This is a genomic window from Geodermatophilus sp. SYSU D01045 (assembly GCF_054050295.1).
On sequence record NZ_JBJGZB010000033.1, the window covers coordinates 1 to 24,672 of the forward strand.

Genomic DNA, 24,672 nt, shown 5'->3' on the forward strand with positions numbered 1-24,672 from the left:
GAGGCGGGCCGGCCGCGCCACCGGCCCGCCCCCCCGGGGTCGCCGTGGGGGGCAAGCCCCCCCGGGCCTCCCCGCGTGGGGTGAGTGACGGGGCTCGAACCCGCGAGTGAGGCCGGTCCCGGGCCTGGTGGCCCGGCGGATGCGCAGGCTACGCGTGCGCTCGGACGTCGTGGAGCGGTCCTGAGCGGCCTGCAGCGGTCCTGAGCGGTCAGTTGCCCCCGATCTACCCCCCAGGTCATCGGCGGTCCCCGGTTGCTCCTGGGGCAGCCTGCAGGCGGACCTGGCCCGCTCGCCTCCCAGGGCACCCGGGGCGGATCCGCGGCATGCCGACGGTCACGGCCGATCCGCGACGCGTCGAACGCTCTCCGGGTAGGCGCGGCGGCCTGCGGCGAGCACGACGAGCACGACGAGGGAGACGGCCGGTGCCAGGAGCATCGCGGTGGGCAGGCCCAGGCGGTCGGCGAGCACTCCCACGACCAGCGGCCCGGTGGAGAGACCGAGCAGGTTGTAGGCCAGGGCGAGCACGCCGAGCGCGCTGGCCCGCACCTGCGCGGGGGCCAGGCCGGCCACCAGAGCCCCGGCCGGGCCGGTGGTGCCGGCGGCGAAGAAGGCGCCGGCCCCGATGAGAGCGAGCTGCGCCGGGCCAGGCGGCAGAGCGAAACCGACGCCGAGCAGCAGCAGTGATGCCGCCGCATAGGTCATCGCCGTGGTCCAGGTGCGGATGGGTGCGCCACGGGCGAGGCGGTCGGTGAGCAGCCCGCAGCCGATCATGCCGACGGCCATGCCCAGGAGCAGCAGCGAGGCGAGCCCCGCCGCGGCGCCGAGGGGCAGGTCGTAGGCCCGGTGCAGGTAGCTGGGCAGCCAGGCGAGCAGGGTGCCCGCGACGAACAGTTGCAGCCCGCCGCCGAGGTAGGCCCACAGCAGGGCGGGCGGGGACAGGAGGGGGGTCAGCCGTGGTCGAACGGTCGTGGCGGGGCGGGTGCCGGGCTCGGGGCAGGCGTGCCGGGCGAGCTCTGCGTCGGTGACCATCTGCCGGTAGAGCACGGTCAGGGCGAGCCCGATCACGGCCATCGCGGCGACCGACCAGCGCCAGCCGTAGCGGGCGGCCAGCGCGCCGCCGAGCGCGACGCCGAGCACGGAGCCGAACGAGCCGCCGGCGCTGAACGCCCCGGACAGTGCCGCCCGGCGATGCGCGGGGAAGACCGACAGCACCACGGCCAGGCCGACGCTGCCGTAGGCGGCCTCGCCGACCCCGATGAACACGCGCGCGGTGAGCAGCTGGGCGTAGCCGGCGGCCAGCGCCGAGGCGAGTGTCGCCAGGCTCCACACCACGGCCATGCCCACGATCGCCCGGCGGCGCCCGAAGCGGTCGGCGAGCATCGACAGAGGCACCGTCAGCACGCCCACGGTCAGGGCGACGACGCTCGAGAGCGTGCCGAGCTGGGTGTCCGAGAGCGCCCACTGGACCTTGAGGGACGGGAAGACCGCGACCAGCACCTGCCGGCACATGTAGTCCGACAGCAGCAGCGCGAACGACAGGCCCAGCACCAGCCACGGGAAGAGCCGACGGCCTCCGGTCGGCGGAGCCGGGACGGTGGGAGGCGCTGAGCCGGCCGGCTCTCGCTCACCCACCCCGGCCGACCTCGACCTCCGACCGGTCCTCGACCGCGGGCACGGTGCGGATGCGGGTGCGGGCGCGCCACTCCCTGGCGCTGGTGCCGAAGTGCTGGCGGAACCACGCGGAGAAGGCGCTGGGCGTGGCGAAGCCGAGCAGGCCGGAGATCTCGGTGACCGAGTACCGCTCGTTGGCCAGGTGGTGCGCGGCGAGCCGGACGCGAGTGGTCTGCACTATCGCTGAGAAGCTCCGCCCCTCGGCGATCAGACGCCGGTGCAGGGTGCGTGGCTGCACGCCGAGCTCACGGCTGACGTGGGCCATCGAGCAGCGGCCGAGCGGCAGCAGGAACTCCACGAGCGAGCCGACCTCGTCGGCCGTGGTCGCGGTGCGGGGAGCCGGCAGCGACCGCAACAACTGCCTCGCGTAGGGCCGGAACTCCGGGTCGGCGGTCACCGTCGCGGTGTCCAGGTCGCCGGTGGGGAAGACCACGCCGGTGAACTCGTGGTCGAACCGCAGTGCACCCCCGAACACCTGGTGGAACGCGGTGAGGTCGGCCGGGGCGGGATGGGAGAAGCAGACGACCCGGGGCTCCCAGTCGGCTCGCATGAGCGCGCGGATGGTGGACAGCAGCGTCCCGGTGGTGAGATCCAGGCACTGCCGGAGGGGGACCGGCCGGCCGATCTCCAGCCACACCTGCACCGTGGCGAGGTCATCGGCCTCCACCAGCCGCAGGTCGATGACGCCGTTGTAGGCGTACTGGTAGCGGATCAGGAGATCCAGTGCGCTGCGCAGGTCGGGCTCCTCCCGGAGCACCAGGCCGATCGGACCGAGACCGGAGAACCGGCGCCACCTGTTCAGCCGGACGGCGAAGTCCTCGCAGCCCGACTCGGCCGCCGCCCGCTCCAGCACCAGGGCGACCGGAGCGGCGGGGATCCACCTGTCCTGGTCGGCGAGTTCCCCGATGCGCAGGCCCACCTCCGCGAGCAGCCGTTCCGCGTCCAGGCCGAGGGACCGAGCCAGTTCCGGGAAGCCGATCAGCGCCGCACAGCGCACGAACCGGTCCATCGACGTCTCCCAGCGGTGTCCGCAGACCGCAAGTGAATCGTCCGAAACCGAAAAGCGGGGACTCCCTTCCGGACCTACTGTCGTGACACCCCGGCGCGCCACGACGAAGGGTCCCATCCGTCTGGCGGGGCGTGACCGATCCGCCGAATCGAGGCGGCGGCGCCGGATCCTCGACGGGCCCCGAGGAGGGGGCGACATGCCCAGACCGCCACCGCCGGCGACGACGACCGGTGCTCCCACCTCGGTGTCGCTGACCGGGCGCGACCTCGAGCTGCTGCACCACCTCGCCTCCGGTCGGTCCACCGCAACCATCGCCGCGGCCATGTCCATCTCGACCAACACGGTCCGCACCCGCATCCACCGCCTGCAGAACATGCTCGGCGCGCCTGCCCGGGCCGACGTGGTTCCTCGGGCCCGCTTGCTCGGGCTGCTTCACGGGCGGGAGGACCCCGCGGGATGCGGCGGCGCGATCCCTCGGCAGCGTGGAGGGGAGCACGCCTCCTGATCCCCCGCTCCACGTCTCAGCTCGGTTCCTCACTCGTCCCCCGACACCAGCACCACGAAGAGGTCACCCTCAGAGCCCGCGCCGCCGGCTGCGGGCGAGGAAGGAAGGGCCCCATGTCCGAGCTGCTCACCGCGCCCGGCGAGCAGGGCAGGGCCGCAGCGGCAGGTGCTCCCACCCGCTTCCACGCCGTCGTGCTGGAGACGAAGCTGGCCCCGCCGCCGCTGGGATTCCCCCCGGTGCCCCGGCCGCGGCTGCTGACCCTGCTCTCCCGTGGCGTGGCCACCACACCGGTGACGCTGCTCAGCGGGCCGGCCGGCGCGGGGAAGACGGTGCTCGCCGCGTCCTGGCTACGCGCGCAGGACGGTCGGCAACGCCAGGACGATCGGCAACGCGTCGCCTGGCTGTCCCTGGAGGAGGCCGACGACGTCCCGGCCGCCTTCTGGGCCCAGGTCACCGCGGCGCTGCGCCGGACCGGGGTCGAGCTGCCCGAGCCGGCCGGACCGGGGCAGGCGGCCCCCACCCGCCTGGCCGCGGCCCTGCTCGCGCTGCCCGCGCCGGTCGTGCTGGTCCTCGACAACGCCGACTGCCTGACCCGCCGGGACCTCCTCGACGCGCTCGACCGGCTCATCCGCTACGCCGGGACGCGGCTGCGGCTGGTGCTGTGCGCCCGCTCCGACCCGCTGCTGCCGCTGCACCGGTACCGCCTCACCGACGCGCTGACCGAGATCCGCGCCGACCGGTTGGCGTTCACCGCCGAGGAGGCCGGCGCCCTGTTCGCCGCGCTCGGTGCCCCCGTCTCCGCGGACGTCGCCGCCGCACTGTGCGCCGCCACGGAGGGCTGGGCGGTCGCGCTGCGGCTGGCCGCGGCACCGCTCACCCAGGGCACCCCGCCGGAGGAGCTGCTCACCGCCCTCGCCGCCGACGACGGCAGCGTCGCCCAGTACCTGTCCGCGGAGGTGCTGGGGCGCCAGTCCGCGGCGGTGCGCCGGTTCCTGCTGCGGATCAGCGTCACCGACCAGCTGTGGCCCGACCTGCTGGAGCGGCTGACCGGCCGGCCCGACGGCCGCCGGGTGCTGGCGTCGCTGACCGCCGCGAACGCCTTCGTCGAGCGTGCCGCCGGCGCGGCCGGTGGCTACCGGATCCACGCCCTCTTCCGCGAGATCCTGCAGGCCCAGCTGGCCTACGACCACCCCGGCGACGTCGCCGCCCTGCACCGGACCTGCGCCGCCTGGTATGCCGCCGCCGGGGACCTGCCGCGGGCGATCGCGCACGCGGACACCGCGGGCGACCGGCAGCTCAACGCCCGCCTGCTGATCGACGACCTGGCCGTCGCCGGGTTGCTGGCGGACGGGACCGCCGCCGGTCCCGTGCCGGCCGGGGCGGACGGGGTGGACGGGGCGGTGCTGCGCGCCGCGGCGACGCTCGGCTCCGGAGCCGCGGCAAGCCCGGCCGACCTGACTCTGACCGCAGCCGCCGCCGCCGACGCCGGGAACCGCCCCGCACTGCGCGTCGCCGCCGCAGCCACCTGTGCCGCCGCCGCGGCCGCCGGCCCGACCGGCGAGGACGTGCGGGCCGCTGCTGCCGACGCGGAGCCCCTCCTGGCCGACCTGCGAGGGGCCCCGGAGCCGCGGCGGGCTGTGCTGGCTGCCGTCCTCGCCGCCGCCGGAGCGGCCGCGCTGCTGCACACCGACGCTTCTGACGACACGCTGCTCGACGCCGTCCGGGGCGCGCTGACCACGGCCACCGCCACGGACGCCGCCCCTCGGCTGCGCGCCCACTGCCTGGCCGACCTCGCACTGCTGGAAGCGCTGGCCGGACGGCTGCGGCACGCCGCGGACCTGGTGGAGGACCACGAGGAGCTCGCCGAGCAACTCCGGCTGCCTCAGAACCGGCGGGCGGCTGCCGCGGCGACCGCCGCCGCCTGGACGTGCCTCGAACGCCACGAGCCCGGCGAGGCCTGCCGCTGGCTCACCCGCGCCGAGGAACGGCAGCAGGACGCCGCCGTCACCGGCCCGCTCCAGGCCGTGCTGCACGGCCGGCTGCGGCGAGCACGCGGGAAACCCGACGCCGCCGACCAGGCGCTGCGACCCGTCCTCGACATCGTCGCCCTGCCGCGCTGGGTGCGGGAGCAGGTCGTCGCCGAGGCCGCGCGCATCCGTCTCGCCCGCCGCGACGGGCCCGGCTACCGGCGACTGCTCGACCGGCTGCCCGCCGCCTCACCCCGGTCCGCGCTGCTGCGTGCCACCGCCGGTGCCCTCGGCCTCGACGAGGACCCGCCCGAGTCGGTCGCCACCACGAGCGGCCCGCTGCTGCCGGTGCTCGCCATCGAGGACGCCGTCGTCCGGGCCTGCCTGCGCGCCCGGGTCGCGGACACCTCCGGCGCCGTCACCGTCCTCGAGCGGGCGCTGCGCCTGGCCGCCCCCGAGCGGCTGCGTCGCCCCTTCCTCGACGCGCCACCGCAGTTGCGTCCGCTGCTGCGCACCGACCCGGTACTGGCCGCCGCCGGTGCCTGGCTGAGCCCGACCGCGCCGCCGGTGCCTCCCGTGCCGGCACCACGGCGGTCCGTTGCGGCGCCCGATGCCCCATCGGCGGGCACTCCCGCCCCGGTGGTCATCGGCGCGCTCAGCCCTCGGGAGAGGGAGGTCCTGCGGCACCTCACGGAGATGCTCTCCACGACCGAGATCGCCGCGGCGATGTTCGTCTCCATCAACACCGTGAGGACCCACGTCCGGAGCATCCTCCGCAAGCTCGGGGCCACCCGACGCAACGAGGCGGTTCGCCGGGCCCGCGAGCTCGGGATCCTCTGATGGCCGCGGCGATGACGCCGGTTCTCGCGGCGCCCCGAGTGTCCCGCTGGCAGGACCTCGTCACCGGCAGCAGGCGGGCTCCGGCTCGCGGGCAGGCGCGGTGGTCCTCCGGTGCGGTGCGGACGGCGATCGCCTCGCCGGACCGGGAGTCTCGCGGGGGTCCGCTGCAGCCGTCGCCCGACGAGCCCACGCGCCGGCCGTTCCCGGGCGCAGGACCGGAGTGGGACCACCGGAAACCGGGCGACCCATGACGCAGGGCGCCTGGGCGCGCCGCTCCTGGCCGGTGCCCGGCTCCGATACACACCTGGTCGGCCGATGGGAACCGGCCACCCCCGCTGAGCTGACCGTGCACCGGCGGGAACTAGCCGCCGCTCTGCACGACGGTGGCCGCCCGTCTGACGCCGACGAGGGAGCCGTCGAGCGGCTGGTGCTGGTCTTCGAGGAACTGGTGAGCAACGCACTGCGCCACGGCAGTCTGCCGGTCTGCGTGGAGATCACCGCCTTCGGCCACTTCTGGCTGCTCGACGTCAGTGACGCCGCCGTCGCCCGGCCACCGGCAGTCGCCGTCGGCCGCGACGCCGCACACGGTGGCCTGGGTCTCCACCTGGTCGCGAGCCTGTGCGGAGCTCATGGCTGGACAGTCGCCCACAACCGCAAGCACGTCTGGGCGCGGATCGACTACACCCACCCGGAAGCACGCGAGGCGGATCCCCGAGTCCGACACGGCTGAACGGTTCTCCCCCCGATGGAGGGGTGGTCACCACTCGGTGCATCCCTCATCAGCGCGGTGGCCACCCAGACGGCGCACTCCCACCCGGGGCGCTCGGTCGTCAGGTGGGAGGCCCTGGTCGTCGTGGTGCTACTGACGTGGTGGCCGTCGGGAGCTGTCTGGGGTGCGCAGTCGCCCCGCCACTGCCCCCCGATCCTGCCCCGATCGAGGGGCAAGCGGATGCCGATTGCCGTCGCGAACGGCGCCCGAACGGATGGAGGCCCTGGTCAGTCGCCTGGCCAGGGCCTCCACCGCGTGGGGTGAGTGACGGGGCTCGAACCCGCGACACCCAGGATCACAACCTGGTGCTCTACCAGCTGAGCTACACCCACCGCGTGCGCCCCGGCGGCGTGCTCGCGCCGGAGGCAGGGACGAGGATACCGGAGCCGGTCAGCTCCCCGACGCAGCCGGGGGTGTGCCGTCCTCCACGGGCGCCACGGGCGGGGTGGCGTCGGCCGCGGAGAGCACGTCGGCGAAGCCGGCGACGACCTCCCCGGCGGCCCGCTGCGCCTGCGACGTCGACGGGCCGGGGGTGTCGACGAACAGGGTCCGACGGTAGTAGGCCAGCTCGCGGATCGACTCGACGATGTCGGCCAGGGCGCGGTGGGCCAGGCCCTTGGGCGGCTGGGCGAAGTAGACCCGCGGGAACCAGCGGCGGGCCAGCTCCTTGATCGAGCTGACGTCGACCATCCGGTAGTGCAGGTGGTCGTCGAGCTCGGGCATGTCGCGGGCGAGGAAGCCGCGGTCGGTGCCGATCGAGTTGCCGCACAGCGGAGCGGTCCGCCGCTCGGGCACCCACCGCTTCACGTAGGCCAGCAGCTGCTGCTCGGCCTCGGCCACGGTGAGCGTCGAGGCGCGCACCGCGTCGGTCAGCCCCGACTTCGCGTGCATCTCGGTGACGACGTCGGCCATGTCCTCCAGGTCGGCGTCGTCGGCGGAGATCACGAGGTCCAGGCCGGGGTCGAGGACCCGCAGCTCCGAGTCGGTCACGACGACGGCGACCTCGATGAGCTTGTCCCGGGTGAGGTCCAGCCCGGTCATCTCGCAGTCGATCCAGACCAGGTGCCCGCCGTTGTCCGCCACGTCGGCCGACCCTACGTCCCGTCCGTCCCGCACGCCTCGCGTGTCGGCCCACTACTCCATGCGCCACACCGGCGCCACTCGAGGGGTCGGCTTCGGCGACCTGCGCCGTTACGGTGGGTCCATCCCGTCAGCGAGACCAGGGAGTCCTCCCGTGCCCCACCCCGCCCCCGCCGCTCCCGCCCGAGCGGTCCCCCCGGCACCGGGCTCGCTGGCGGCCGGGCTGCGGCACCCCGTCGCGCTGCTGCGCTGGCTGTGGCTGGCGTACACGACGCCGGGCCGGCCCGGGCGCCCGACGGGGGAGACCGAGCTGCGCTGGATCTACGGCGCCTGGCTCGGGGCCTTCCTGCTCAAGATGCTCGGCTCGTCCTGGGACGTCTCCTGGCACTTCAAGTGGCTGCGCGACGACCTGGCGCCCCCGCACCTGCTCAACTCGGCCGGCACCGCGGTGGTGATCGCGCTGGTGGTCTTCCACAGCTACAGCGGCTACGGCGTCGACCGCCGGGCGCTGCGCCTCATGCAGTGGGGGATCGGCACCTTCCTCGTCGCCGTCCCGGTCGACATCGTCAACCACCGGATCAACGGGCTGGACATCACCAGCTGGAGCCCGAGCCACGCGCTGCTCTACGTCGGGACGGCGGTCATGCTGGCCGGCGCGATCCGCGGCTGGTGGCTGTACGCCGCGCCCGGCCGGATCCGCACGCTCGTCTCGCTGGGCCTGTGGCTGTTCTTCGTCGAGAACGTGGTCTTCCCCAACCAGCACCAGGAGTACGGCGTCCTGTCGCTGCGGGCCTACGAGGCCGGGCGGACGACGGCGGAGCCGCAGCTGCTGGACTTCGCCGCCTCGCAGGGGCAGACGCCCACGATGTTCATGCTGCCGGTGCCCTCCTGGGTGCACCCGGCGTGGCTGGTCTGCGCCGGCCTGCTCTCCCTGGTCGTGGCGCGCAAGGTCGTCGGATTCCGCTGGACCGCGACCGTCGTCGCCGGCACCTACCTCGCCTACCGCGCCGTGATGTGGGCGGGGCTGGTGGCGATCGGCTTCCCGCCGTCGGTGCTGCCGCTGGTGCTGCTGGCCGGCGCTGTCTGCGTCGACCTCGCGGTCACCCGCGGGCTGCCCGGCTGGAGCGCCGCGCCCGCCACCGCCGTCGTGGTCTACGCCGCCGGGTGGGTGCAGGACGCCGCGGGGGTCCTGCCGCCGTGGAACTGGTCCTGGTGGTCGATCGTGCTGGTCGTCGCGGCGTTCACCGGCCTGTGGTCGGCGGTCGACCTGGTCGGCCGCAGCGCCCGGTTCGCCGCCTGGCGCCGTCCCGTCGAGCCGGGCCGCCCGGCCGGCGCCGTCCCGGCCGGCGTGGCCGACGGCGGCGCGTCGACCCGCTGAGGAGCGGGACCGGCCCGTCACCTGACGTAACGTCGGACGGGCCGCCCGCCCGGATCGCGCTGCCGGGCCCCCCGCGCCCTCGCGCGCGTCCGGCCCACCCCTGACCCCCACCCGCCCCCGGAGGACGACGTGCTGGCCCTGACGCCCGTGCCGCCGCAGACGGCGGGGGAGCGTGCGCTCTTCGCCGAGCTGACCCGCTGGGACCGCGGCGGAGCCGTCCGGGGCGCCGTCGTGGCCTCCCTCCCGGTCGTCGACGGCCCCATGGAGCGGCGCCTGTCCGACGCCGTGGTCTTTGTCCCCGAGGGCCTGGCCGTCGTCCGCGTGGTCGAGGTGGTCCGGCAGACCGGCGTCGTCACCGCGACCCCGGAGGGCTCCTGGACCATCGGCCCGGGCGCCGGTCCCGGCGAGGTGCTGCAGCTGGCCGGCGGCGGCTCGACGCCGCTGGACGGTCTCATGCGGGCCGGCATGGACGCCGCGGTCCGGCTGCGCCGGGCCGGCCTGGAGCCCGGCCGCATCGCCCGGCTCACCGTCCTGGCCGGCGACCTCACCGGCCTGGTCCCGGCCGACGGCGACCTCGGCGACGGCGACCAGGTCGCGCTGCTGGAACCCCGCTCGCTGCTGCTCGGCATCTCGCGGGCAGCCCGCTACGCCGGGGTGGACAACCCGCGGCTGTGGACCACTGCCGACGTCCGCGCCGCGCTGACCGCGCTCGGCCTCGAGGGCCGCGGGCCCGCGGTCGAGGAGCTCAACGGCGAGGGCTTCCCGTACTCGCCCTACGTGCTGAGGAGGCGGGAGCTGCTCGCGCCCGCGGCGATGGCCGCCTCGGCCGCCCCCGCGGCGCCGCCCGCCCCGCCGGTCCCGGCACCGCCCCCCGTGGCCGTCCCGCCGCCCACCCCGGCCCCGGCCGGCCCGCTGGTCGACCCGGTCGCGGCCGCCGCCGTCGCCGCCGCCGCGATCCGGGCGGACGAGGAGGCCGCGGCGCGTGCCGCGGCCGCCGGCCCGGCCGTCCCCGTCGCGCCCGTCCCCGTCGCGCCCGTCCCCGTCGCGCCCGTCCCCGTCGTCGCGCCCGTCCCCGTCGAACCCGCGTTCGCGGCGCCCGCCCCGGCGCACAGGGCCACCGCGCGTTTCGAGGCGCCCGCCGTCCAGTCCGGGGGCGGTGCCCCGGACGCCCCGGCCGAGGAGACCGGCGGCATCGGCGGGCTGTTCGGCGACGCCGACACCGACGCCGGCACCGACGCCGGGCACGAGCCGCCGCCGGCCGCCCCGCCGGTCGTGCCGCCGGCCGCGGCCCCCGTCCCGCCGGTGCCGTCGATCCCCCTGGTGGGCCCGCGCCGCCGCTCGCCGGCCGCGCGGCGCCGGCTGGCACTGCTGACCGCCGCCGCGCTGGCCGTGGTCGTCGTCGCGGTGGTCGCGCTGGTGAGCCTCACCGGCGGCGGGGGCGACGCCTCCGCGGCCGCGCCGCCGAGCACCAGCGCCCCGGCCTCCGCCCCGGGGGCGCAGGAGGCCGGCCCGCAGCCGGGCGAGCGCACGGTCCTCGACGGCCGGGAGTTCGTCCTGCAGCGGGTGCAGGTCGAGGACACCTGCGTCGGCAACTCCTACGGGGACGTCGCGGACTCCTTCGAGCGGGCCGACTGCACGGGCCTGGCGCGGGCGCTGTGGTCGACCGACGTGGACGGCCGGGCGGTGGTGGTCTCGGTCTCCACCGTGGACATGGGCGACACCACCGCGGCCCGCGGCCTGCGCGACCTGGCCGACCGCAACGGCAGCGGCAACGTCAGCGACCTGCTGCGCGAGGGCGTGACCTACCCGGGGGCGCCCGCGGAGCTGTCCGGCGCGGAGTACGCCAGCGCCGTCCGGGGCTCGGTGGTCACCATCGTGGAGACCGCCTGGACCGGTCCCGGCGACGGCGGCACCGCCGACCTCGACCTGGTCGCCGGCACCGGCCTGAGCCTGCCGATGCCGGACCCGTCCGCCGGCTGAGGGCGCCGCGTCAGGCGGTCGCGGCGGCCTCGGCCATCGCGGCCAGCAGCGCGGCCGTCCGCGCGCGCGGAAGCCGGCCGGCGCTGTGCGGCGTGGAGTTGACCAGCCCGAACACGGCGTGGGCGCGGGCCCGGCTGGCGTCGGTGCCCTCCTCGGGCCGCAGCCGGGCCAGCACGTCCACCCACACCTCGACGTAGCGGCGCTGCAGCCGGCGCACCGCGGCCGCGTCGTCCGGCGGCAGGGAGCCGAGGTCGCGGTCCTGCACGGTGATCAGCGCGGGGTTGTCCAGCGCGAAGTCCACCTGGAAGGCGATCAGCGCCCGCAGCTGCGCGGCGGGGTCGGGACCGGCGGCGGCCACCTGCTCGCGCGCGCCGGCCAGCAGCCGCTGGCTGATGCCCTCGAGCATCTCGGCCAGCATCGCGTCCTTGCTGGCGAAGTGCCGGTAAATGGCCGGGCCGGTCACCCCGACCGCGGCGCCGACGTCGTCGACGCCGACCGCCCGCGAGCCGCGCTCGGCGAACAGCTGCGCGGCCGCCCGCAGGATCTGCTCCCGCCGGGAGGGCCGGGCGGCGTCCGCCGTCAGCGCCGAGTCGGGCTGGCTGGCGGTCACGCCGCGGATGCTAGCCGCCGCCGTCTGGACCCTGATGTGAACCGTCGTTAACATCGGGCGGGAGCGGCCGGCCGACCGGTGCGGCCGCAGGCGGGCCCCGGGGAGGACCCCACCGGCGCCCCGGCACCAGGGAGCACACCGTGCTGGACTACCGGCTCGACGACGAGACCGAGGCCCTGCGGAGGACCGTCCGCGAGTTCGCGCTCGAGGTGGTGGCCCCCCAGATCGGCGGCTTCTACGAGCGCGACGAGTTCCCCACCGCGATCGTGCGGCAGATGGGCGACCTCGGGCTGTTCGGCCTGCCCTTCCCCGAGGAGTACGGCGGCTCGGGCGGGACCTACTTCGACCTGTGTGTGGCGATCGAGGAGCTGGCCCGGGTGGACAGCTCGGTGGCCATCACGCTGGAGGCCGGCGTCTCGCTGGGCGCCATGCCGCTCTACCGGTTCGGCAGCGAGGAGCAGAAGAAGCGCTGGCTGCCGCGGCTGTGCACGGGCGAGGCGCTGGCCGCCTTCGGCCTGACCGAGCCCGGCGGCGGCTCCGACGCCGGCGCCACCCGCACCACCGCGCGCCTGGAGGACGGCCACTGGGTGGTCAACGGCTCCAAGGCCTTCATCACCAACTCCGGCACCGACCTCACCGAGCTGGTCACCGTCACCGCCGTCACCGGCACCCGGCCCGACGGCGGCAAGGAGATCTCCGCGATCGCGATCCCGTCGGGGACGCCCGGGTTCGGCGTGGGCCCGCGGTACTCGAAGGTCGGCTGGAACGCCTCGGACACCCGCGAGCTGTCCTTCAGCGACTGCCGGGTGCCGGAGGACTCGCTGGTGGGGGAGCGCGGCCGCGGCTACGCGCAGTTCCTGTCGATCCTCGACGAGGGGCGGGTCGCCATCTCCGCGCTGGCCACCGGCCTCGCGCAGGGCTGCGTGGACGAGTCGGTGCGCTACGCCGGCACGCGCGAGGCGTTCGGCCGGCCGATCGGCCGCAACCAGGCGGTCCAGTTCATGATCGCCGACATGGAGGTGCGGGCCTCCACCGCGCGGCTGGCCTACTACCGCGCCGCCGAGAAGATGCTGCGCGGCGAGCCGTTCCGCCGCGAGGCCTCGATCGCCAAGCTCTACAGCTCCGAGGTCGCGATGGACAACGCCCGTGCGGCCACCCAGGTGCACGGCGGGTACGGCTTCATGAACGAGACGCCGGTCGGGCGCTTCTACCGCGACGCGAAGATCCTCGAGATCGGCGAGGGCACCAGCGAGGTGCAGCGGATGCTCATCGCCAAGGACCTCGGCGTCGGCTAGGCCGTCACGTCGACCAGCACCTTGCCGACGGCGCCGTCCTGCACGGCCCGGTGCGCCTGCGCGGTCTCCGCCAGCGGGAAGACGTGCAGCGGCAGGCCGGCGTCCTCGCCCACGCGCAGCGCGCCGTCGAGCAGGGCGGCGTCGACGTCCTCGACGCCGAGGACCTTGGCCCGCTCGGGCTGGGTGTAGACGAGCACGAAGTTCCAGCGGGCGTTGGGGCTCATCTGCGCGCGCACCGGGATGGTGAGCTCGGCGCCGCCGTCGTCGGCGTACACCGCGACCGCGCCGTGCATGCCGACGACCTGCGCGTCGACGGCGGCGTTGCGGGCCGCGGACACCTCCACGACCGTGTCGACGCCCTCCGGCGCGATCTTCCGGACCTCGGCGACGACGTCCTGCTGCCGGTAGTCGACGACGTGCGAGGCGCCCGCCGCCGCGGCCAGCTGCGCCTTGCGCGGGCTGCTCACCGTGGCGATCACCGTGGCGTCGGCCCAGCGCGCCAGCTGGATCGCCGCGTTGCCCACGGCGCCGGCGCCGCCCTGCACGAGCACGGTGCGCCCGGTCAGCGAGCCGGGGCCCATCCGGTCGGGCACGGACTCGCCGAGGGTGAGGCAGCGGTGCGCGGTGAGGAACGGGATGCCCAGCGCCGCGCCGAGCTCGAACGAGGGCTTCGGGCCCATGGGCACCGCCTGGCGCGCGGGCACGACGGTGTACTCCGCCGCCGTCCCCCAGGGACGCTGCCAGGCCGCCTCCCACACCCACACCCGCTCGCCGCGGATCGCGGGGTCCACGCCCTGCCCGACCGCCTCCACCGTGCCGGCGCCGTCCTGGCCGGGCACCTGGCCGCCGGGTCCGGGCTGCGCGTTGCTGCGGGACTTCCAGTCGGTCGGGTTGACGCCGGCCAGCGCGAGCCGGACGAGGACCTCGCCGGGGCCGGGGTCGGGGGTGGGCCGGTCGGTCAGCTGCAGGACCTCGGGGCCGCCGGGCCGGGTGTAGGTGATGGCACGCACGCCGCGGCCCTACCCCGTCCGGCGGGCCCGTTGCGCACGGAGCCGTTCCGGTCGGCGCAGGTTCGGCCTCACCCCCCGGGGTGACCGCCGCGGAACGGAACTGATCCGAAACGGATACGCGGCCGAAGAGGGCTCCATGGAGCTCCCCGTCATCGGCAGACTCCGCCGCGCGCTGCCCGAGGGGCGGCCCCTGCCGGACGAGGTGTGGCAGCGGCGGCACGCGCTGCTGCTGCGGCTGGCCGCGGTGCAGGCCGTGGTGATCGCCGTCCTCGCGGTGGCCCGGGGCTGGGCTCCGGCCGCGGCGGGCGGCGCCGCCCTCGCCGTCGTCTACCCGCTGTCGTTCAGCCTGCTGCCGAACGCCGGCCGCACGCTGCGGGCCGCGGGGGTGACCGGGAGCCTGCTGGCCGCCTCGGTGCTGCTCGTGCACGTCTGCGACGGGCTGACCGAGGCGCACTTCCACTTCTTCGTCGTCGTCGGCCTGGTGTCGCTCTACCAGGACTGGGTGCCCTTCGGGCTGGCCCTCGTGGTCGTCATCGGGCACCACGGCGCCGTCGGGACGCTCTTCCCGCACTCGGTGTTCGACCACGAGGCCGCCTACCGCGACCCCTGGCTGTGGGCGCTCGTGCACGGCGGGTTCGTGCTGGCCGCGAGCCTGGCGCACCTGTCCTCCTGGCGGCTCAACGAGCGGCAGGGGCTGCACGACCCGCTCACGGGGCTGGCCAACCGCACCCGCCTGCTGCAGACCACCGCCGCGCTGCTGGCCCGCCGCACCGGCCCGGTCAGCGTGCTGTTCCTGGACCTGGACGACTTCAAGGACGTCAACGACACCCGCGGGCACGCGGCCGGCGACGTCCTGCTCACCACGGTGGGCGACCGGCTGCGGGCCTGCGTCCGGGAGGGCGACGAGGTGGGCCGGCTGGGCGGCGACGAGTTCGCCGTCGTGGTCGACGGCGACGCCGACGAGGCGGCGGCCGTCGGCGAGCGGGTCCTGGCCGCGCTCGCCGAGCCGGTCGACGTCGGCGGGCGTCCGCTGGCCGTGCACGTCAGCATCGGCGTCGCGGACACCGCGACCGCCGGCGACCGGCGGCCCGGGACGCTGCTGCGCAACGCCGACCTGGCCATGTACCGCGCCAAGGCGCTGGGGAAGAACCGGCTGGTCTGCTACGCGCCGGGCATGGCCGAGGCGGCGGAGGACGAGGTCACCCTGCTGCAGGACCTGGCCGCCGCGGTCCGGGCCGGCCAGCTGGAGGTCCACTACCAGCCCACCGTCGACCTGGCCGACGGCCGCACCACCGGCTACGAGGCGCTGCTGCGCTGGCACCACCCGGAGCGCGGGCTGGTGCCGCCGGCGGAGTTCGTGCCCCTGGCGGAGCAGAGCGGCGCGATCCTCGAGATCGGCCGCTGGGTGCTCGAGCAGGCGGTCGGGCAGGCGGCGGCGTGGACGGCGGAGGCCGGCCGGCCGGTCGGCATCGCGGTCAACCTCTCCCCGCGCCAGCTGACCGACGACGACGTCGTCGCCATGGTGTCCGCCGTCCTCGCCGGGACCGGCCTGCCGGCGGCGCAGCTCACGCTGGAGGTCACCGAGGGGGTGCTGCTGCGCGACGTCGACCGGGTGGCCGGCCAGCTGCACGCGCTCCGGGGGCTCGGCGTGCGGATCGCGATCGACGACTTCGGCACCGGTTACGCGACCCTGTCCTACCTGCGCCGGCTGCCCGCGGACGTCCTCAAGATCGACCGCAGCTTCGTGCAGGAGCTCGGCAGCGACGGCCGCTCGACCGCGCTGGTGGCCTCGATGATCGAGCTGGCGCACAACCTGCGGCTGGAGGTCGTCGCGGAGGGCGTGGAGACCAGCGAGCAGCACGCCGTCCTCGACGGCCTGGCCTGCTCGCACGCCCAGGGCTTCCTCTTCGGCCGCCCGCTGCCCGCGCCCGCGCACGACCCCGCGCAGCCGGCGGCCGTGGCCGTCGTCCCCGCGCCGCGGGAGCCGGTCGCCACCGCCTGACCTGCGCGGGCGCCCGGGGTGGGTGCGAGTGGAACGGATCGGTCCCCTAACCTGTGAGCGCTCCGTGACAGCAGTCACACCGTGCGCATCCCCCTCGACGATGAGGACGTCCGTGCAGCCAGCCTCCCTCCCCGCCGCCCGCCGCCGTCTCGGCGCCGCGCTCGCCGTCGCGACCGCCCTGTCCGTCTCCCCCCTCGCGGTGGGCGCGGCCTCCGCCGCCCCGCCGCCCGCCACCGACCCGACCGCGCCGGACCTCGGCGTGAACGTCACCGTCTTCGACCCGTCCATGCCGGTCAGCGAGATCCAGGCCGAACTCGACGCGACCTTCGCCGCCCAGCGCGACGACGAGATGGGCAGCGAGCGGTACGCCTACCTCTTCAGGCCGGGCACCTACGGCACCGACGCGCAGCCGCTGCAGATCAAGGTCGGCTACTACACCGAGGTCACCGGCCTCGGCGACTCGCCGTCCGACGTGGTCATCAACGGCAAGGTCGAGAGCTACAACCGCTGCCTCGGCGACGGCGGCACGAGCAACTGCATCGCGCTGAACAACTTCTGGCGGACCGTCTCCAACCTGACGATCGACGTCAACGCCGCCGGCCAGGACGGCTGCCGGCAGAGCGCCAACTTCTGGGCCGTGTCCCAGGCGGTCTCGCTGCGCCGGGTGGACGTCACCGGCGGCAACCTGTCGCTGATGGACTACTGCACCGCCGGACCGCAGTACGCCAGCGGCGGGTTCATCGCCGACTCCCGGGCGGGCACGGTCGTCAACGGCTCGCAGCAGCAGTGGCTGATCCGCGACAGCACCATCGGCAGCTGGTCCAACGGCGTGTGGAACCAGGTGTTCTCCGGCGTCGAGGGCGCGCCGTCGGAGGGCGGGTTCCCGAACCCGCCCTACACCACGCTGGACACCACCCCGGTCAGCCGGGAGAAGCCGTTCCTGTACCTCGACGACGCCGGCCACTGGACCGTCCGGGTGCCCGCGGCGCAGCAGGACTCCCGCGGGGTCAGCTGGGACGGCGGGCTCACGCCGGGCCGCAGCATCCCGATCAGCGAGTTCCTCGTCGCGACGCCGTCGACGCCGGTGCAGCAGATCAACAACCACCTCGCCCGTGGCGGGCACCTGCTGCTCACGCCGGGGGTGTACGACGTCGCGCGCAGCATCGACGTCAAGCGCGCCGGCACCGTGGTGCTCGGCCTCGGGCACGCCACGCTCACCGCGGTCGGCGGGGCGGTCCCGGTGACCGTCGCCGACGTCCCCGGCGTCGTGGTCGCCGGCGTGACGATCGACGCGGGCGCCGTCGAGTCGCCCGCGCTGCTGCAGGTGGGCAAGCCCCACGGCGACGGCGGCCGCTCGGACGCCGCGGACCCGACGACGCTGTCGGACGTCTACTTCCGCGTCGGCGGCCCGCACGTCGGCAAGGTGGACACCGCGCTCGAGGTCAACAGCGACGACGTGCTCGTCGACCACACCTGGGTGTGGCGGGCCGACCACGGCCTCGAGCCCTTCACCGAGGGGTACCTGGGCGACACCGACCGCTGGCGGACCAACACCGGCCGCGTGGGCGCGGAGGTCAACGGCGACCGGGTGACCGCGACCGGCCTGTTCGTCGAGCACTTCCAGACCCACAACACGATCTGGAACGGGGAGCAGGGGACGACGGTGCTCTACCAGAACGAGCTGCCCTACGACCCGCCGTCGCAGGCCGACTGGCAGCAGCCCGACGGCACCCTCGGCTGGGCCGGCTACAAGGTCGCCGACGACGTGCAGCAGCACCGCCTCCACGGCGGCGGCGTGTACGGCTACCAGCGCAACGCCGGCCCGATCGTCACCGAGAGCGGCTTCGAGGTGCCGACGACGCCGGGCGTGCGGCTGCACCACGTGCTGACCGTGCACCTGGACGAGGCGGCCCCGGGGGTCATCGAGCACGTGGTCAACGACGTGGGCGGCCGGTCCGACCCGACCACGGCCGGCACGGCGCAGTACGTCGTCGACTACCCGACGGCCTGACCCAGCGAGCCCGGTGGGCCGTCGCGGGACTCCCGCGGTGGCCCACCGGTACGTCCGGTCGCCGGCGGTGCTGGTTCACCCGAGGCGACAGGGAACGGCGCGACGGTCGACGGGGCGCCGTGGCATCACAGGCAGTAGGGACAGCCCGTGCCGCCGACGGCGACCGTGCGCACGCAGCGGAGCAGCGCGTGGAGACGGGTGCCCTTCGGCACCAGCGCGTGGGCACCGGCGGCCCGGGCCTCGAGTCGTGCCTCGCGGGCTTCCGCGGTCAGCACGACGACCCGGGCCTCGGGTTGAGCGGCACGCAGCGCTGCCGTGGCCGCCAACCCGTCCATCACCGGCATGGACAGGTCCATGCACACGACGTCAGGACGCAGGCGTGCAGCGGCCTCCACCACCTGTGACCCGTCCTCGCACTCGCCGACGACGACGAGGTCGCCCTCCTCGGACAGTGCTTCCGACAGGGTCCTGCGCAGGTGCGGGTGGTCGTCGACGAGGAGCACGCGGATCTCGGCGGGGACGTCACCGCCGTGCTTCGCTCCGGTCATCCGTGTACCTCCTGACCGTGCGGCGAGGGCCCTGCGGTGACCTGGTCGCCGTGACACCCCGAACGGTGAGGCGATGATCCTGGGAGACGTCGGCGCTCACGGCAAGACCGACGGGCTCGCCTCCCCGGGCGGCGGCCGGTGCGTCCTCGACGGGCCCGTCCGACGGCCGTGACCCGGTCAGTCGTCCCGGGCGGCCCGCCGCGCCACCCGGCGGCGGTGCCGGCGCAGCACACCGAGTCCGAGCCACAGGATCGCTCCCAGGAACGCGTCCACCAGGGTGAACAGCCACAGCGGCCACGTGAAGCTCCAGAAGAGGAACTCCAGCGTGACGTCCTGCCGGTTCTGCAGCATGAACACGAGCAGCAGCCCCCCGCCGGCGAGGGCCGCGACGACCCCGCCGCTGAGACGGGCGCTGCCGGGTGCACCGCCGGTCCCGCCGGTGCTCGCGGGGCCGGGGCTCTGCTGCTGGACCATGACCGCCTCCTCCGCCGCGACCGGACCGTAGGTGCCGTCGGTGCGGACGCGGATCACCCCGCGGGGACGATCCGCCGGCGGGGGGCTCAGACGGGGGTGATCGAGAGGGTCAGCGCGCGGCGGCCGGCCTCGGACCGGGCCGTGGCCAGCCTCTCCTCCGAGGGTGTGCCGTAGTCGGTGGTGCGCTGCCGGGCCGGCCGGCCGATCGCCGCGGCCACGGCCTCGAGCTCGGCGATCGTCTTCAGCGAGCCGTTCTCGCTGCCGGCCATCCGGCTGATGGTCTCCTCCATCAGCGTGCCGCCGAGGTCGTTGGCCCCGCCCTGCAGCACCGCCTGGGTGCCGGCGTCGCCGAGCTTCACCCACGAGGTCTGGACGTTCGGGATGCGGCCGTGCAGCAGCAGCCGGGCGACGGCGTGCACCGCCCGGTTCTCCCGCACCGTCGGGCCCGGCCGCGCGACGCCGGCCAGGTAGATCGGCGCGTTGTGGTGGACGAACGGCAGCAGCACGAACTCGGTGAACCCGCCGGTCTCGTCCTGCTGGCGGGCGATCGTGCGCAGGTGCGCCACCCAGTGCGCCGGGGTGTCGACGTGGCCGTACATCATCGTCGACGTCGTCGGGAGGCCCACCCGGTGCGCGGTGCCGATGATCTCCAGCCAGGTCGCCGCGGGCAGCTTGCCCTTGGTCAGCACCCAGCGGACGTCGTCGTCGAGGATCTCCGCCGCCGTGCCGGGGACCGAGTCGAGCCCGGCCTCCTTCGCGGCGGTCAGGAAGTCCGCGAACGACAGCCCGGTCCGCGCGGCGGCGTTGACGATCTCCATGGGGCTGAACGCGTGCAGGTGGATGCCGGGCTGCCGGCGCTTCACCTCACCGATCAGGTCGAGGTAGGCCGAGCCCGGCAGGTCGGGGTGGATGCCGCCCTGCATGCAGATCTCGGTGGCGCCGGCGGCCCACGCGCGGTCGACCCGGTCGCCGACCTCGGTCAGCGACAGCGTGTAGGCGTCGGCGTCGGTGCGCCGCTGGGCGAAGGCGCAGAACCGGCAGCCGGTGTAGCAGACGTTGGTGAAGTTGACGTTCCGGTTGACGACGTAGGTGACGTCGTCGCCGGTGACGTCGCGGCGGACGGCGTCGGCCAGGGCGCACAGCGCCTCGAGGTCGGGGCCGTCGGCGCCGAGCAGCGCCAGGTACTCCGCGTCGGACAGGCCGGCGGGGTCGCGCTCGGCGGCGCGCAGGGCGGCGTGCACCTCGGGGTCGCCCACGGCCAGGGCGGTGGAGGAGCCGTCGCGGGCGGACTCGGTGCGCGCCCGCAGGTCGGCCCAGTCGCCGTAGACGGCGTCGAAGTCGCCGCGCCGGTCGCCGGTGCGCCCGACGGTGTCCACCTCGACGTGCAGGTCGGTGCGGCCGGAGGACACCCACGCCTCGTCGGGCTCCTGCCACGGCAGCCCGGCGGGGACCCGCTCCTCGACGGCGAGGCCGTCGGGCCCGGCCAGCGCGGCCACGTGCGGGCGCACCCGCGGGTCGAGCCACGGCTCGGGCTCGAGCACGTAGCGGGGCTGGGCGGCCAGCCGCTCGCGCAGGGTGAACCCGCCCTCGGCGGTGAGGGCGGCGAGCTTGTCGGTGTTGGGCCAGGGGCGCTCGGGGTTGACGTGGTCGGGCGTCAGCGGGGAGACCCCGCCCCAGTCGTCGACGCCGGCGCGCAGCAGCAGCCCGAGCTCGGTGGAGTCGGACAGGTTCGGCGGCGCCTGCACCCGGGCCCGCGGGCCGAGCAGCAGCCGGGTGACGGCGACGGCGGCCACGTACTCCTGCAGCGCGAGGTCGTCGTGGGCGGCCATCGCGGTGCGCGGCTTGGCGCGGAAGTTCTGGACGATGACCTCCTGCACGTGCCCGTGCCGTTGGTGCGCGGCGCGGATCCGCAGGACGGCGTCGACCCGCTCGGCCGGCGTCTCGCCGATGCCGAGCAGCACGCCGGTGGTGAACGGGACCGCGGAGCGGCCGGCGTCCTCGAGCACCCGCAGCCGCACCGCCGGCTCCTTGTCGGGGGAGCCGTAGTGCGGGCCGCCGCGCTCGGACCACAGCCGGGTCGCCGTCGTCTCGAGCATCATCCCCATCGACGCCGCGACCGGCTTGAGCCGCTGGACCTCCTCCCAGGTCATCACCCCGGGGTTGAGGTGCGGCAGCAGCCCGGTCTCCTCCAGCACCCGGATCGCCATCGCGCGCAGGTAGGCCAGGGTCGAGTCGAAGCCGTGCGCCTCCAGCCACCCCGCGGCGACCGGCCAGCGGTCCTCGGGCCGGTCGCCGAGGGTGAACAGCGCCTCCTTGCAGCCCAGCGCCGCGCCGGCCCGGGCGATCTCGAGCACCTCGTCGGGGGAGAGGAACGGCGCCTTCCCCTGGGCGCGCAGCTGCCCGGGCGTCGTCACGAACGTGCAGTAGTGGCAGCGGTCGCGGCACAGGTGGGTGAGCGGGATGAACACCTTGCGGCTGTAGGTGACCACGCCGGGGCGGCCGGCCGAGGCCAGGCCGGCGTCGCGGACCCGCGCGGCGGCGGTGAGCAGGCGGTCCAGCGGCTCGCCGTCGCCCAGCCCGCGGGCCGACAGCAGGGTCTCGGCCTCGCCGGCGTCGAGGGTCACGCCCCGCTCGGCGCGGGCGAGGGCCCGGCGCAGCGCGGACGGCACGGGGGTCTGCGGCTCGGTCATCACCCCGAACGCTAGACCCGGACCCTGCGCGGGGTGCCGATCCGTCCGTCAGGGGGCGTCGACGTAGCGGCCGCGCAGCCGGAGCAGCGGCGTGGCGCCGTCGCGCAGCACCGGCACGTCCTCGACGGCGAGCAGCGCCAGCACGTGGTCGCCGGCCGGCACCAGCCGGTCGAGCCGGCAGTCCAGCGCGACGACGCCGCCGTCGAGCACGATCGCGCCGCTTCCGGCCGCCCGCGACCACGGCACCGACTCGAGCAGGTGCCGCGCCGAGGGCCGGCCCGCGGAGGAGAACCGGCTGGCGAGGATCGCCTGCCCGGCGGAGAGCACGCTGAGCCCGCAGGTGCCCACGGTCTCCAGCACCTCGGCCGGGTAACCGTCGGCGGTCAGCCCGACGGCGACCAGCGGCGGGTCGGCCGACACGCTCATGACCGAGGTGACCGTCGTCCCGACGTCGTCGATGTCGTCCCGGACGGTCAGCAGCGCCACCCCCGCGGCGTACTGCCGCAGGGCGGCGCTGAACTCGGAGGGTGACACCGGCATGGCGGCCAGTCGACCACACCGCCAGGATGGCCCGGTGAGCAGCGCAGACGAGAAGACCTACGACGTCGTCGTGGTGGGAGCCGGCTCGACCGGGGAGAACGTCGCCGACGTCGTCGTCCGGGGCGGGCTGTCGGCGGCGCTGGTCGAGGAGCACCTCGTCGGCGGGGAGTGCTCGTACTACGCGTGCATGCCGAGCAAGGCGCTGCTGCGCGGCACGGAGGCGATCGGGGAGGCGCGCGCGGTCAGGGGTGCCGCGGCCGCGGTCACCGGCGAGCAGGACGTCGCCGCCACCCTCGAGCGCCGCGACTCCTTCGCGAGCCACTGGGACGACGCGGGCCAGGTGCGCTGGGTCGAGGGCGCCGGCATCGACCTGGTCCGCGGCACCGCCCGGCTCGACGGGGAGCGCACCGTCGTCGTCACCCGGCCCGACGGTGGGGAGACGCGGCTGACCGCGCGGCACGCCGTCGCCGTCTGCACCGGGTCGGAGCCGGCGGTGCCGCCGGTCGAGGGCCTGCCCGACGTCGAGCCGTGGACCCCGCGCGAGGCCACGAGCGGGAAGGAGCCCCCGCGCCGGCTGCTGGTGGTCGGCGGCGGCTACGTCGGCTGCGAGATGTCCTTCGCCTGGAACGCCCTGGGCTCGCAGGTGACGCTCCTCCAGCAGGGCGACCGGCTGCTGCCCGGCGCCGAGCCGCAGGCCGGCGACGCGGTGCTCGCCTCGCTGCGCGACCGCGGCGTCGACGTCCGCCTCGGCGCCGAGGTCCGCACGGCCCGCCGCGAGCACGACGAGGTGGTGCTCACGACCGCCGAGGGCGAGGTCCGCGGCGACGAGGTCCTCGTCGCCGCCGGGCGGCAGGCGCGGACTACGGCCATCGGCGTGGACACCGTCGGCCTCGAGCCGGGGGAGTACCTCGACGTCGACGACACCCTGCAGGTGCGCGGGCTGCCGTGGCTCTACGGCGTCGGCGACGTCAACGGCCGCCGGCAGCTCACCCACATGGGCAAGTACCAGGCCCGCCAGGCCGGGGCGGCGATCGTCGCCCGCGCCCGCGGCGAGGAGGTGCGGGTCGAGGACTGGTCGCCGCACACGGCCACCGCCGACCGCGCCGCCACGCCGTCGGTCGTGTTCACCGACCCGCAGGTGGCCAGCGTCGGGCTGACCGGCGCCCAGGCGGAGGAGCGCGGCCTGCCGCACCGCGTCGTCGAGTACCCGATCGGCTCGGTCGCCGGCGCGAAGCTGTTCGCCGACGGCTACGAGGGGACGGCGGTCGCCGTCGTCGACACCGAGCGCGAGGTGCTGCTCGGGGTGACCTTCGTCGGCCCGGCGGTGGCCGAGCTGCTGCACGCGGCGACGGTCGCCGTCGTCGGGGAGGTGCCGATCGCGCGGCTGTGGCACGCGGTCCCGGCCTACCCGACGGTCAGCGAGGTCTGGCTGCGGCTGCTCGAGACCTGGCGCGGCTGACGCGGGCGGCCCGTGCTGAGGTGGGACCCGTGCCCGCCTCGTCCCGCACCTCCTGGCGCCGCTACGTCGCCCTCGGCGACTCCTTCACCGAGGGGCTCAGCGACCCCGACCCGGCCCGCCCCGGCGAGTACCGCGGCTGGGCCGACCGGCTGGCCGAGCACCTCGCCGCAGCCTCGCCGGGCGCCGACGTCGAGTACGCCAACCTCGCCGTCCGCGGCCGGCTGCTGCCGCAGGTGCTCGCCGAGCAGGTCCCGGTCGCCCGCGCGGCGCGGCCGGACCTGGTGAGCCTGGTGGCCGGCGGCAACGACCTGCTCCGCCCCGGCGCCGATCCCGACGTGCTGGCCGCCGCGCTGGAGGAGGCGGTGGCCGGCTTCCGCGCCGACGGCGCCGACGTGCTGCTCGCCACCGGCGTGGACCCGCGGCTGACGCCGATCATCCGGCGCACCCGCGGCCGGGTCGCGGTGTTCAACGCCTCGCTGTGGTCGATCGCCGCGCGGCACGGCGCCGTCGTCCTCGACCAGTGGGGCGCGGACTGGCTGCTGGACTGGCGGCTGTGGGACAGCGACCGCATCCACCTCACCGCCGAGGGGCACCGGCGGATGGCGCTGGCCGCGGCCGACGCGCTCGGCGTCCCGGTGCCCGGCGACGGCGAGTGGCGCACCCCGCTGCCGCCGGCGCCGCCGCGGGCGCTGCGCGCGGCGCTGGCCGAGGAGGCCGCGTGGGTGCGCGGGTTCGTCGCGCCGTGGATCGCCCGCCGCCTGCGCGGCCGGTCCTCCGGTGACGGCCGGGCCCCGAAGCGGCCGGTGCCGCTGGCGCTGCCCCGCGCCTGAGTCG

At 75.8% G+C, this 24,672-nt stretch carries 19 protein-coding genes and 1 tRNA gene; 10 read left to right on the forward strand and 10 right to left on the reverse strand.

The genetic code is table 11. From position 1 onward, the window contains the following. Nucleotides 1–333: 333 nt before the first annotated feature. Both ACI798_RS20400 and ACI798_RS20405 read right to left on the reverse strand, forming a co-directional pair. Nucleotides 334–1,548, reverse strand: a complete 1,215-nt coding sequence (locus ACI798_RS20400) for an MFS transporter (RefSeq protein WP_457048802.1) — start codon at nucleotides 1,546–1,548, stop codon at nucleotides 334–336. A 76-nt stretch (nucleotides 1,549–1,624) separates the two neighbouring features. After that, nucleotides 1,625–2,680, reverse strand: coding sequence for an AraC family transcriptional regulator (locus ACI798_RS20405; RefSeq protein ID WP_456940803.1), 1,056 nt, complete (start codon nucleotides 2,678–2,680; stop codon nucleotides 1,625–1,627). Nucleotides 2,681–2,876: 196 nt separating this feature from the next. On the opposite strand from ACI798_RS20405, the gene ACI798_RS20410 reads away from it, so the two are divergent. The 3 genes from ACI798_RS20410 (at nucleotide 2,877) to ACI798_RS20420 (ending at nucleotide 6,722) form a co-directional block, all read left to right on the forward strand. After that, on the forward strand, nucleotides 2,877–3,185 hold the full coding sequence (locus tag ACI798_RS20410; protein ID WP_457048803.1) for a response regulator transcription factor: 309 nt from the start codon (nucleotides 2,877–2,879) through the stop codon (nucleotides 3,183–3,185). A gap of 113 nt (nucleotides 3,186–3,298) precedes the next feature. Beyond that, complete coding sequence (locus ACI798_RS20415) at nucleotides 3,299–5,992, forward strand: LuxR C-terminal-related transcriptional regulator (RefSeq protein ID WP_457048804.1); 2,694 nt, start codon at nucleotides 3,299–3,301, stop codon at nucleotides 5,990–5,992. Nucleotides 5,993–6,239: 247 nt separating this feature from the next. After that, entirely contained in the window at nucleotides 6,240–6,722 is a 483-nt protein-coding gene (locus ACI798_RS20420) for an ATP-binding protein (protein WP_457048805.1), read from the forward strand. Between the two features lie 295 nt (nucleotides 6,723–7,017). Here ACI798_RS20420 and ACI798_RS20425 read toward each other — a convergent pair. Both ACI798_RS20425 and orn read right to left on the reverse strand, forming a co-directional pair. Further along, a tRNA-His gene (locus tag ACI798_RS20425) sits at nucleotides 7,018–7,093 on the reverse strand. Between the two features lie 58 nt (nucleotides 7,094–7,151). After that, nucleotides 7,152–7,844, reverse strand: coding sequence for an oligoribonuclease (gene orn / locus ACI798_RS20430; protein WP_456940799.1), 693 nt, complete (start codon nucleotides 7,842–7,844; stop codon nucleotides 7,152–7,154). Between the two features lie 151 nt (nucleotides 7,845–7,995). Here orn and ACI798_RS20435 point away from each other — a divergent pair, with 151 nt between their 5' ends. After that, nucleotides 7,996–9,219 (forward strand): hypothetical protein, encoded by a 1,224-nt coding sequence (locus ACI798_RS20435; RefSeq protein WP_457048806.1) that lies wholly within the window; start codon nucleotides 7,996–7,998, stop codon nucleotides 9,217–9,219. A 129-nt stretch (nucleotides 9,220–9,348) separates the two neighbouring features. Further along, nucleotides 9,349–11,199: a hypothetical protein gene (locus ACI798_RS20440; protein WP_457048807.1), complete on the forward strand. Its 1,851-nt coding sequence runs from the start codon at nucleotides 9,349–9,351 to the stop codon at nucleotides 11,197–11,199. 10 nt (nucleotides 11,200–11,209) lie between these two features. Here ACI798_RS20440 and ACI798_RS20445 read toward each other — a convergent pair whose 3' ends face one another. Then, nucleotides 11,210–11,809, reverse strand: coding sequence for an SACE_7040 family transcriptional regulator (locus ACI798_RS20445; RefSeq protein ID WP_456940796.1), 600 nt, complete (start codon nucleotides 11,807–11,809; stop codon nucleotides 11,210–11,212). A gap of 140 nt (nucleotides 11,810–11,949) precedes the next feature. On the opposite strand from ACI798_RS20445, the gene ACI798_RS20450 reads away from it, so the two are divergent. Then, on the forward strand, nucleotides 11,950–13,104 hold the full coding sequence (locus ACI798_RS20450) for an acyl-CoA dehydrogenase family protein (protein ID WP_456940795.1): 1,155 nt from the start codon (nucleotides 11,950–11,952) through the stop codon (nucleotides 13,102–13,104). On the opposite strand, the gene ACI798_RS20455 is transcribed toward ACI798_RS20450, so the two are convergent. Then, nucleotides 13,101–14,114: an NADPH:quinone reductase gene (locus ACI798_RS20455; protein ID WP_457048808.1), complete on the reverse strand. Its 1,014-nt coding sequence runs from the start codon at nucleotides 14,112–14,114 to the stop codon at nucleotides 13,101–13,103. The genes ACI798_RS20450 and ACI798_RS20455 overlap by 4 nt on opposite strands. A 136-nt stretch (nucleotides 14,115–14,250) precedes the next feature. Between ACI798_RS20455 and ACI798_RS20460 the strand changes: the two genes are divergently transcribed. Then, the gene (locus ACI798_RS20460; RefSeq protein ID WP_457048809.1) at nucleotides 14,251–16,116 is read left to right on the forward strand and encodes a putative bifunctional diguanylate cyclase/phosphodiesterase; all 1,866 of its coding nucleotides are present in this window, start codon (nucleotides 14,251–14,253) and stop codon (nucleotides 16,114–16,116) included. A 112-nt stretch (nucleotides 16,117–16,228) separates the two neighbouring features. After that, nucleotides 16,229–18,127, forward strand: coding sequence for a glycosyl hydrolase family 28-related protein (locus ACI798_RS20465; RefSeq protein ID WP_457048810.1), 1,899 nt, complete (start codon nucleotides 16,229–16,231; stop codon nucleotides 18,125–18,127). 125 nt (nucleotides 18,128–18,252) lie between these two features. On the opposite strand, the gene ACI798_RS20470 is transcribed toward ACI798_RS20465, so the two are convergent. The 4 genes from ACI798_RS20470 to ACI798_RS20485 all read right to left on the reverse strand — a co-directional run bounded on the left by ACI798_RS20470 (nucleotide 18,253) and on the right by ACI798_RS20485 (nucleotide 22,379). Continuing rightward, nucleotides 18,253–18,675 carry a response regulator gene (locus ACI798_RS20470; protein ID WP_457048811.1) on the reverse strand — a complete coding sequence of 141 codons (423 nt, stop codon included), beginning with the start codon at nucleotides 18,673–18,675 and terminating at the stop codon, nucleotides 18,253–18,255. 177 nt (nucleotides 18,676–18,852) lie between these two features. After that, on the reverse strand, nucleotides 18,853–19,149 hold the full coding sequence (locus ACI798_RS20475; RefSeq protein WP_456940790.1) for a lipopolysaccharide assembly protein LapA domain-containing protein: 297 nt from the start codon (nucleotides 19,147–19,149) through the stop codon (nucleotides 18,853–18,855). An 86-nt stretch (nucleotides 19,150–19,235) separates the two neighbouring features. Then, complete coding sequence (locus tag ACI798_RS20480) at nucleotides 19,236–21,839, reverse strand: bifunctional FO biosynthesis protein CofGH (protein ID WP_457048812.1); 2,604 nt, start codon at nucleotides 21,837–21,839, stop codon at nucleotides 19,236–19,238. A 48-nt stretch (nucleotides 21,840–21,887) separates the two neighbouring features. After that, a complete protein-coding gene (locus ACI798_RS20485; RefSeq protein WP_456940788.1) occupies nucleotides 21,888–22,379 on the reverse strand; it encodes a flavin reductase family protein in 492 nt (163 codons plus the stop codon). 34 nt (nucleotides 22,380–22,413) lie between these two features. Between ACI798_RS20485 and ACI798_RS20490 the strand changes: the two genes are divergently transcribed. Then, nucleotides 22,414–23,838 (forward strand): dihydrolipoyl dehydrogenase family protein, encoded by a 1,425-nt coding sequence (locus ACI798_RS20490; protein WP_457048813.1) that lies wholly within the window; start codon nucleotides 22,414–22,416, stop codon nucleotides 23,836–23,838. Between the two features lie 29 nt (nucleotides 23,839–23,867). Next, entirely contained in the window at nucleotides 23,868–24,668 is an 801-nt protein-coding gene (locus ACI798_RS20495; protein ID WP_456940786.1) for an SGNH/GDSL hydrolase family protein, read from the forward strand. The last annotated feature ends 4 nt before the right edge of the window (nucleotides 24,669–24,672 follow it).

Excerpts from the sequence above, each read along its gene's own strand:
- ACI798_RS20415 (WP_457048804.1), top strand. The coding sequence starts at position 3,299 with ATGTCCGAGCTGCTCACCGCGCCCGGCGAGCAGGGCAGGGCCGCAGCG.
- ACI798_RS20470 (WP_457048811.1), bottom strand. The coding sequence starts at position 18,675 with ATGACCGGAGCGAAGCACGGCGGTGACGTCCCCGCCGAGATCCGCGTG.
- ACI798_RS20460 (WP_457048809.1), top strand. The coding sequence starts at position 14,251 with ATGGAGCTCCCCGTCATCGGCAGACTCCGCCGCGCGCTGCCCGAGGGG.
- ACI798_RS20420 (WP_457048805.1), top strand. The coding sequence starts at position 6,240 with ATGACGCAGGGCGCCTGGGCGCGCCGCTCCTGGCCGGTGCCCGGCTCC.
- ACI798_RS20480 (WP_457048812.1), bottom strand. The coding sequence starts at position 21,839 with ATGACCGAGCCGCAGACCCCCGTGCCGTCCGCGCTGCGCCGGGCCCTC.
- ACI798_RS20410 (WP_457048803.1), top strand. The coding sequence starts at position 2,877 with ATGCCCAGACCGCCACCGCCGGCGACGACGACCGGTGCTCCCACCTCG.
- ACI798_RS20475 (WP_456940790.1), bottom strand. The coding sequence starts at position 19,149 with ATGGTCCAGCAGCAGAGCCCCGGCCCCGCGAGCACCGGCGGGACCGGC.
- ACI798_RS20485 (WP_456940788.1), bottom strand. The coding sequence starts at position 22,379 with ATGCCGGTGTCACCCTCCGAGTTCAGCGCCGCCCTGCGGCAGTACGCC.
- ACI798_RS20405 (WP_456940803.1), bottom strand. The coding sequence starts at position 2,680 with ATGGACCGGTTCGTGCGCTGTGCGGCGCTGATCGGCTTCCCGGAACTG.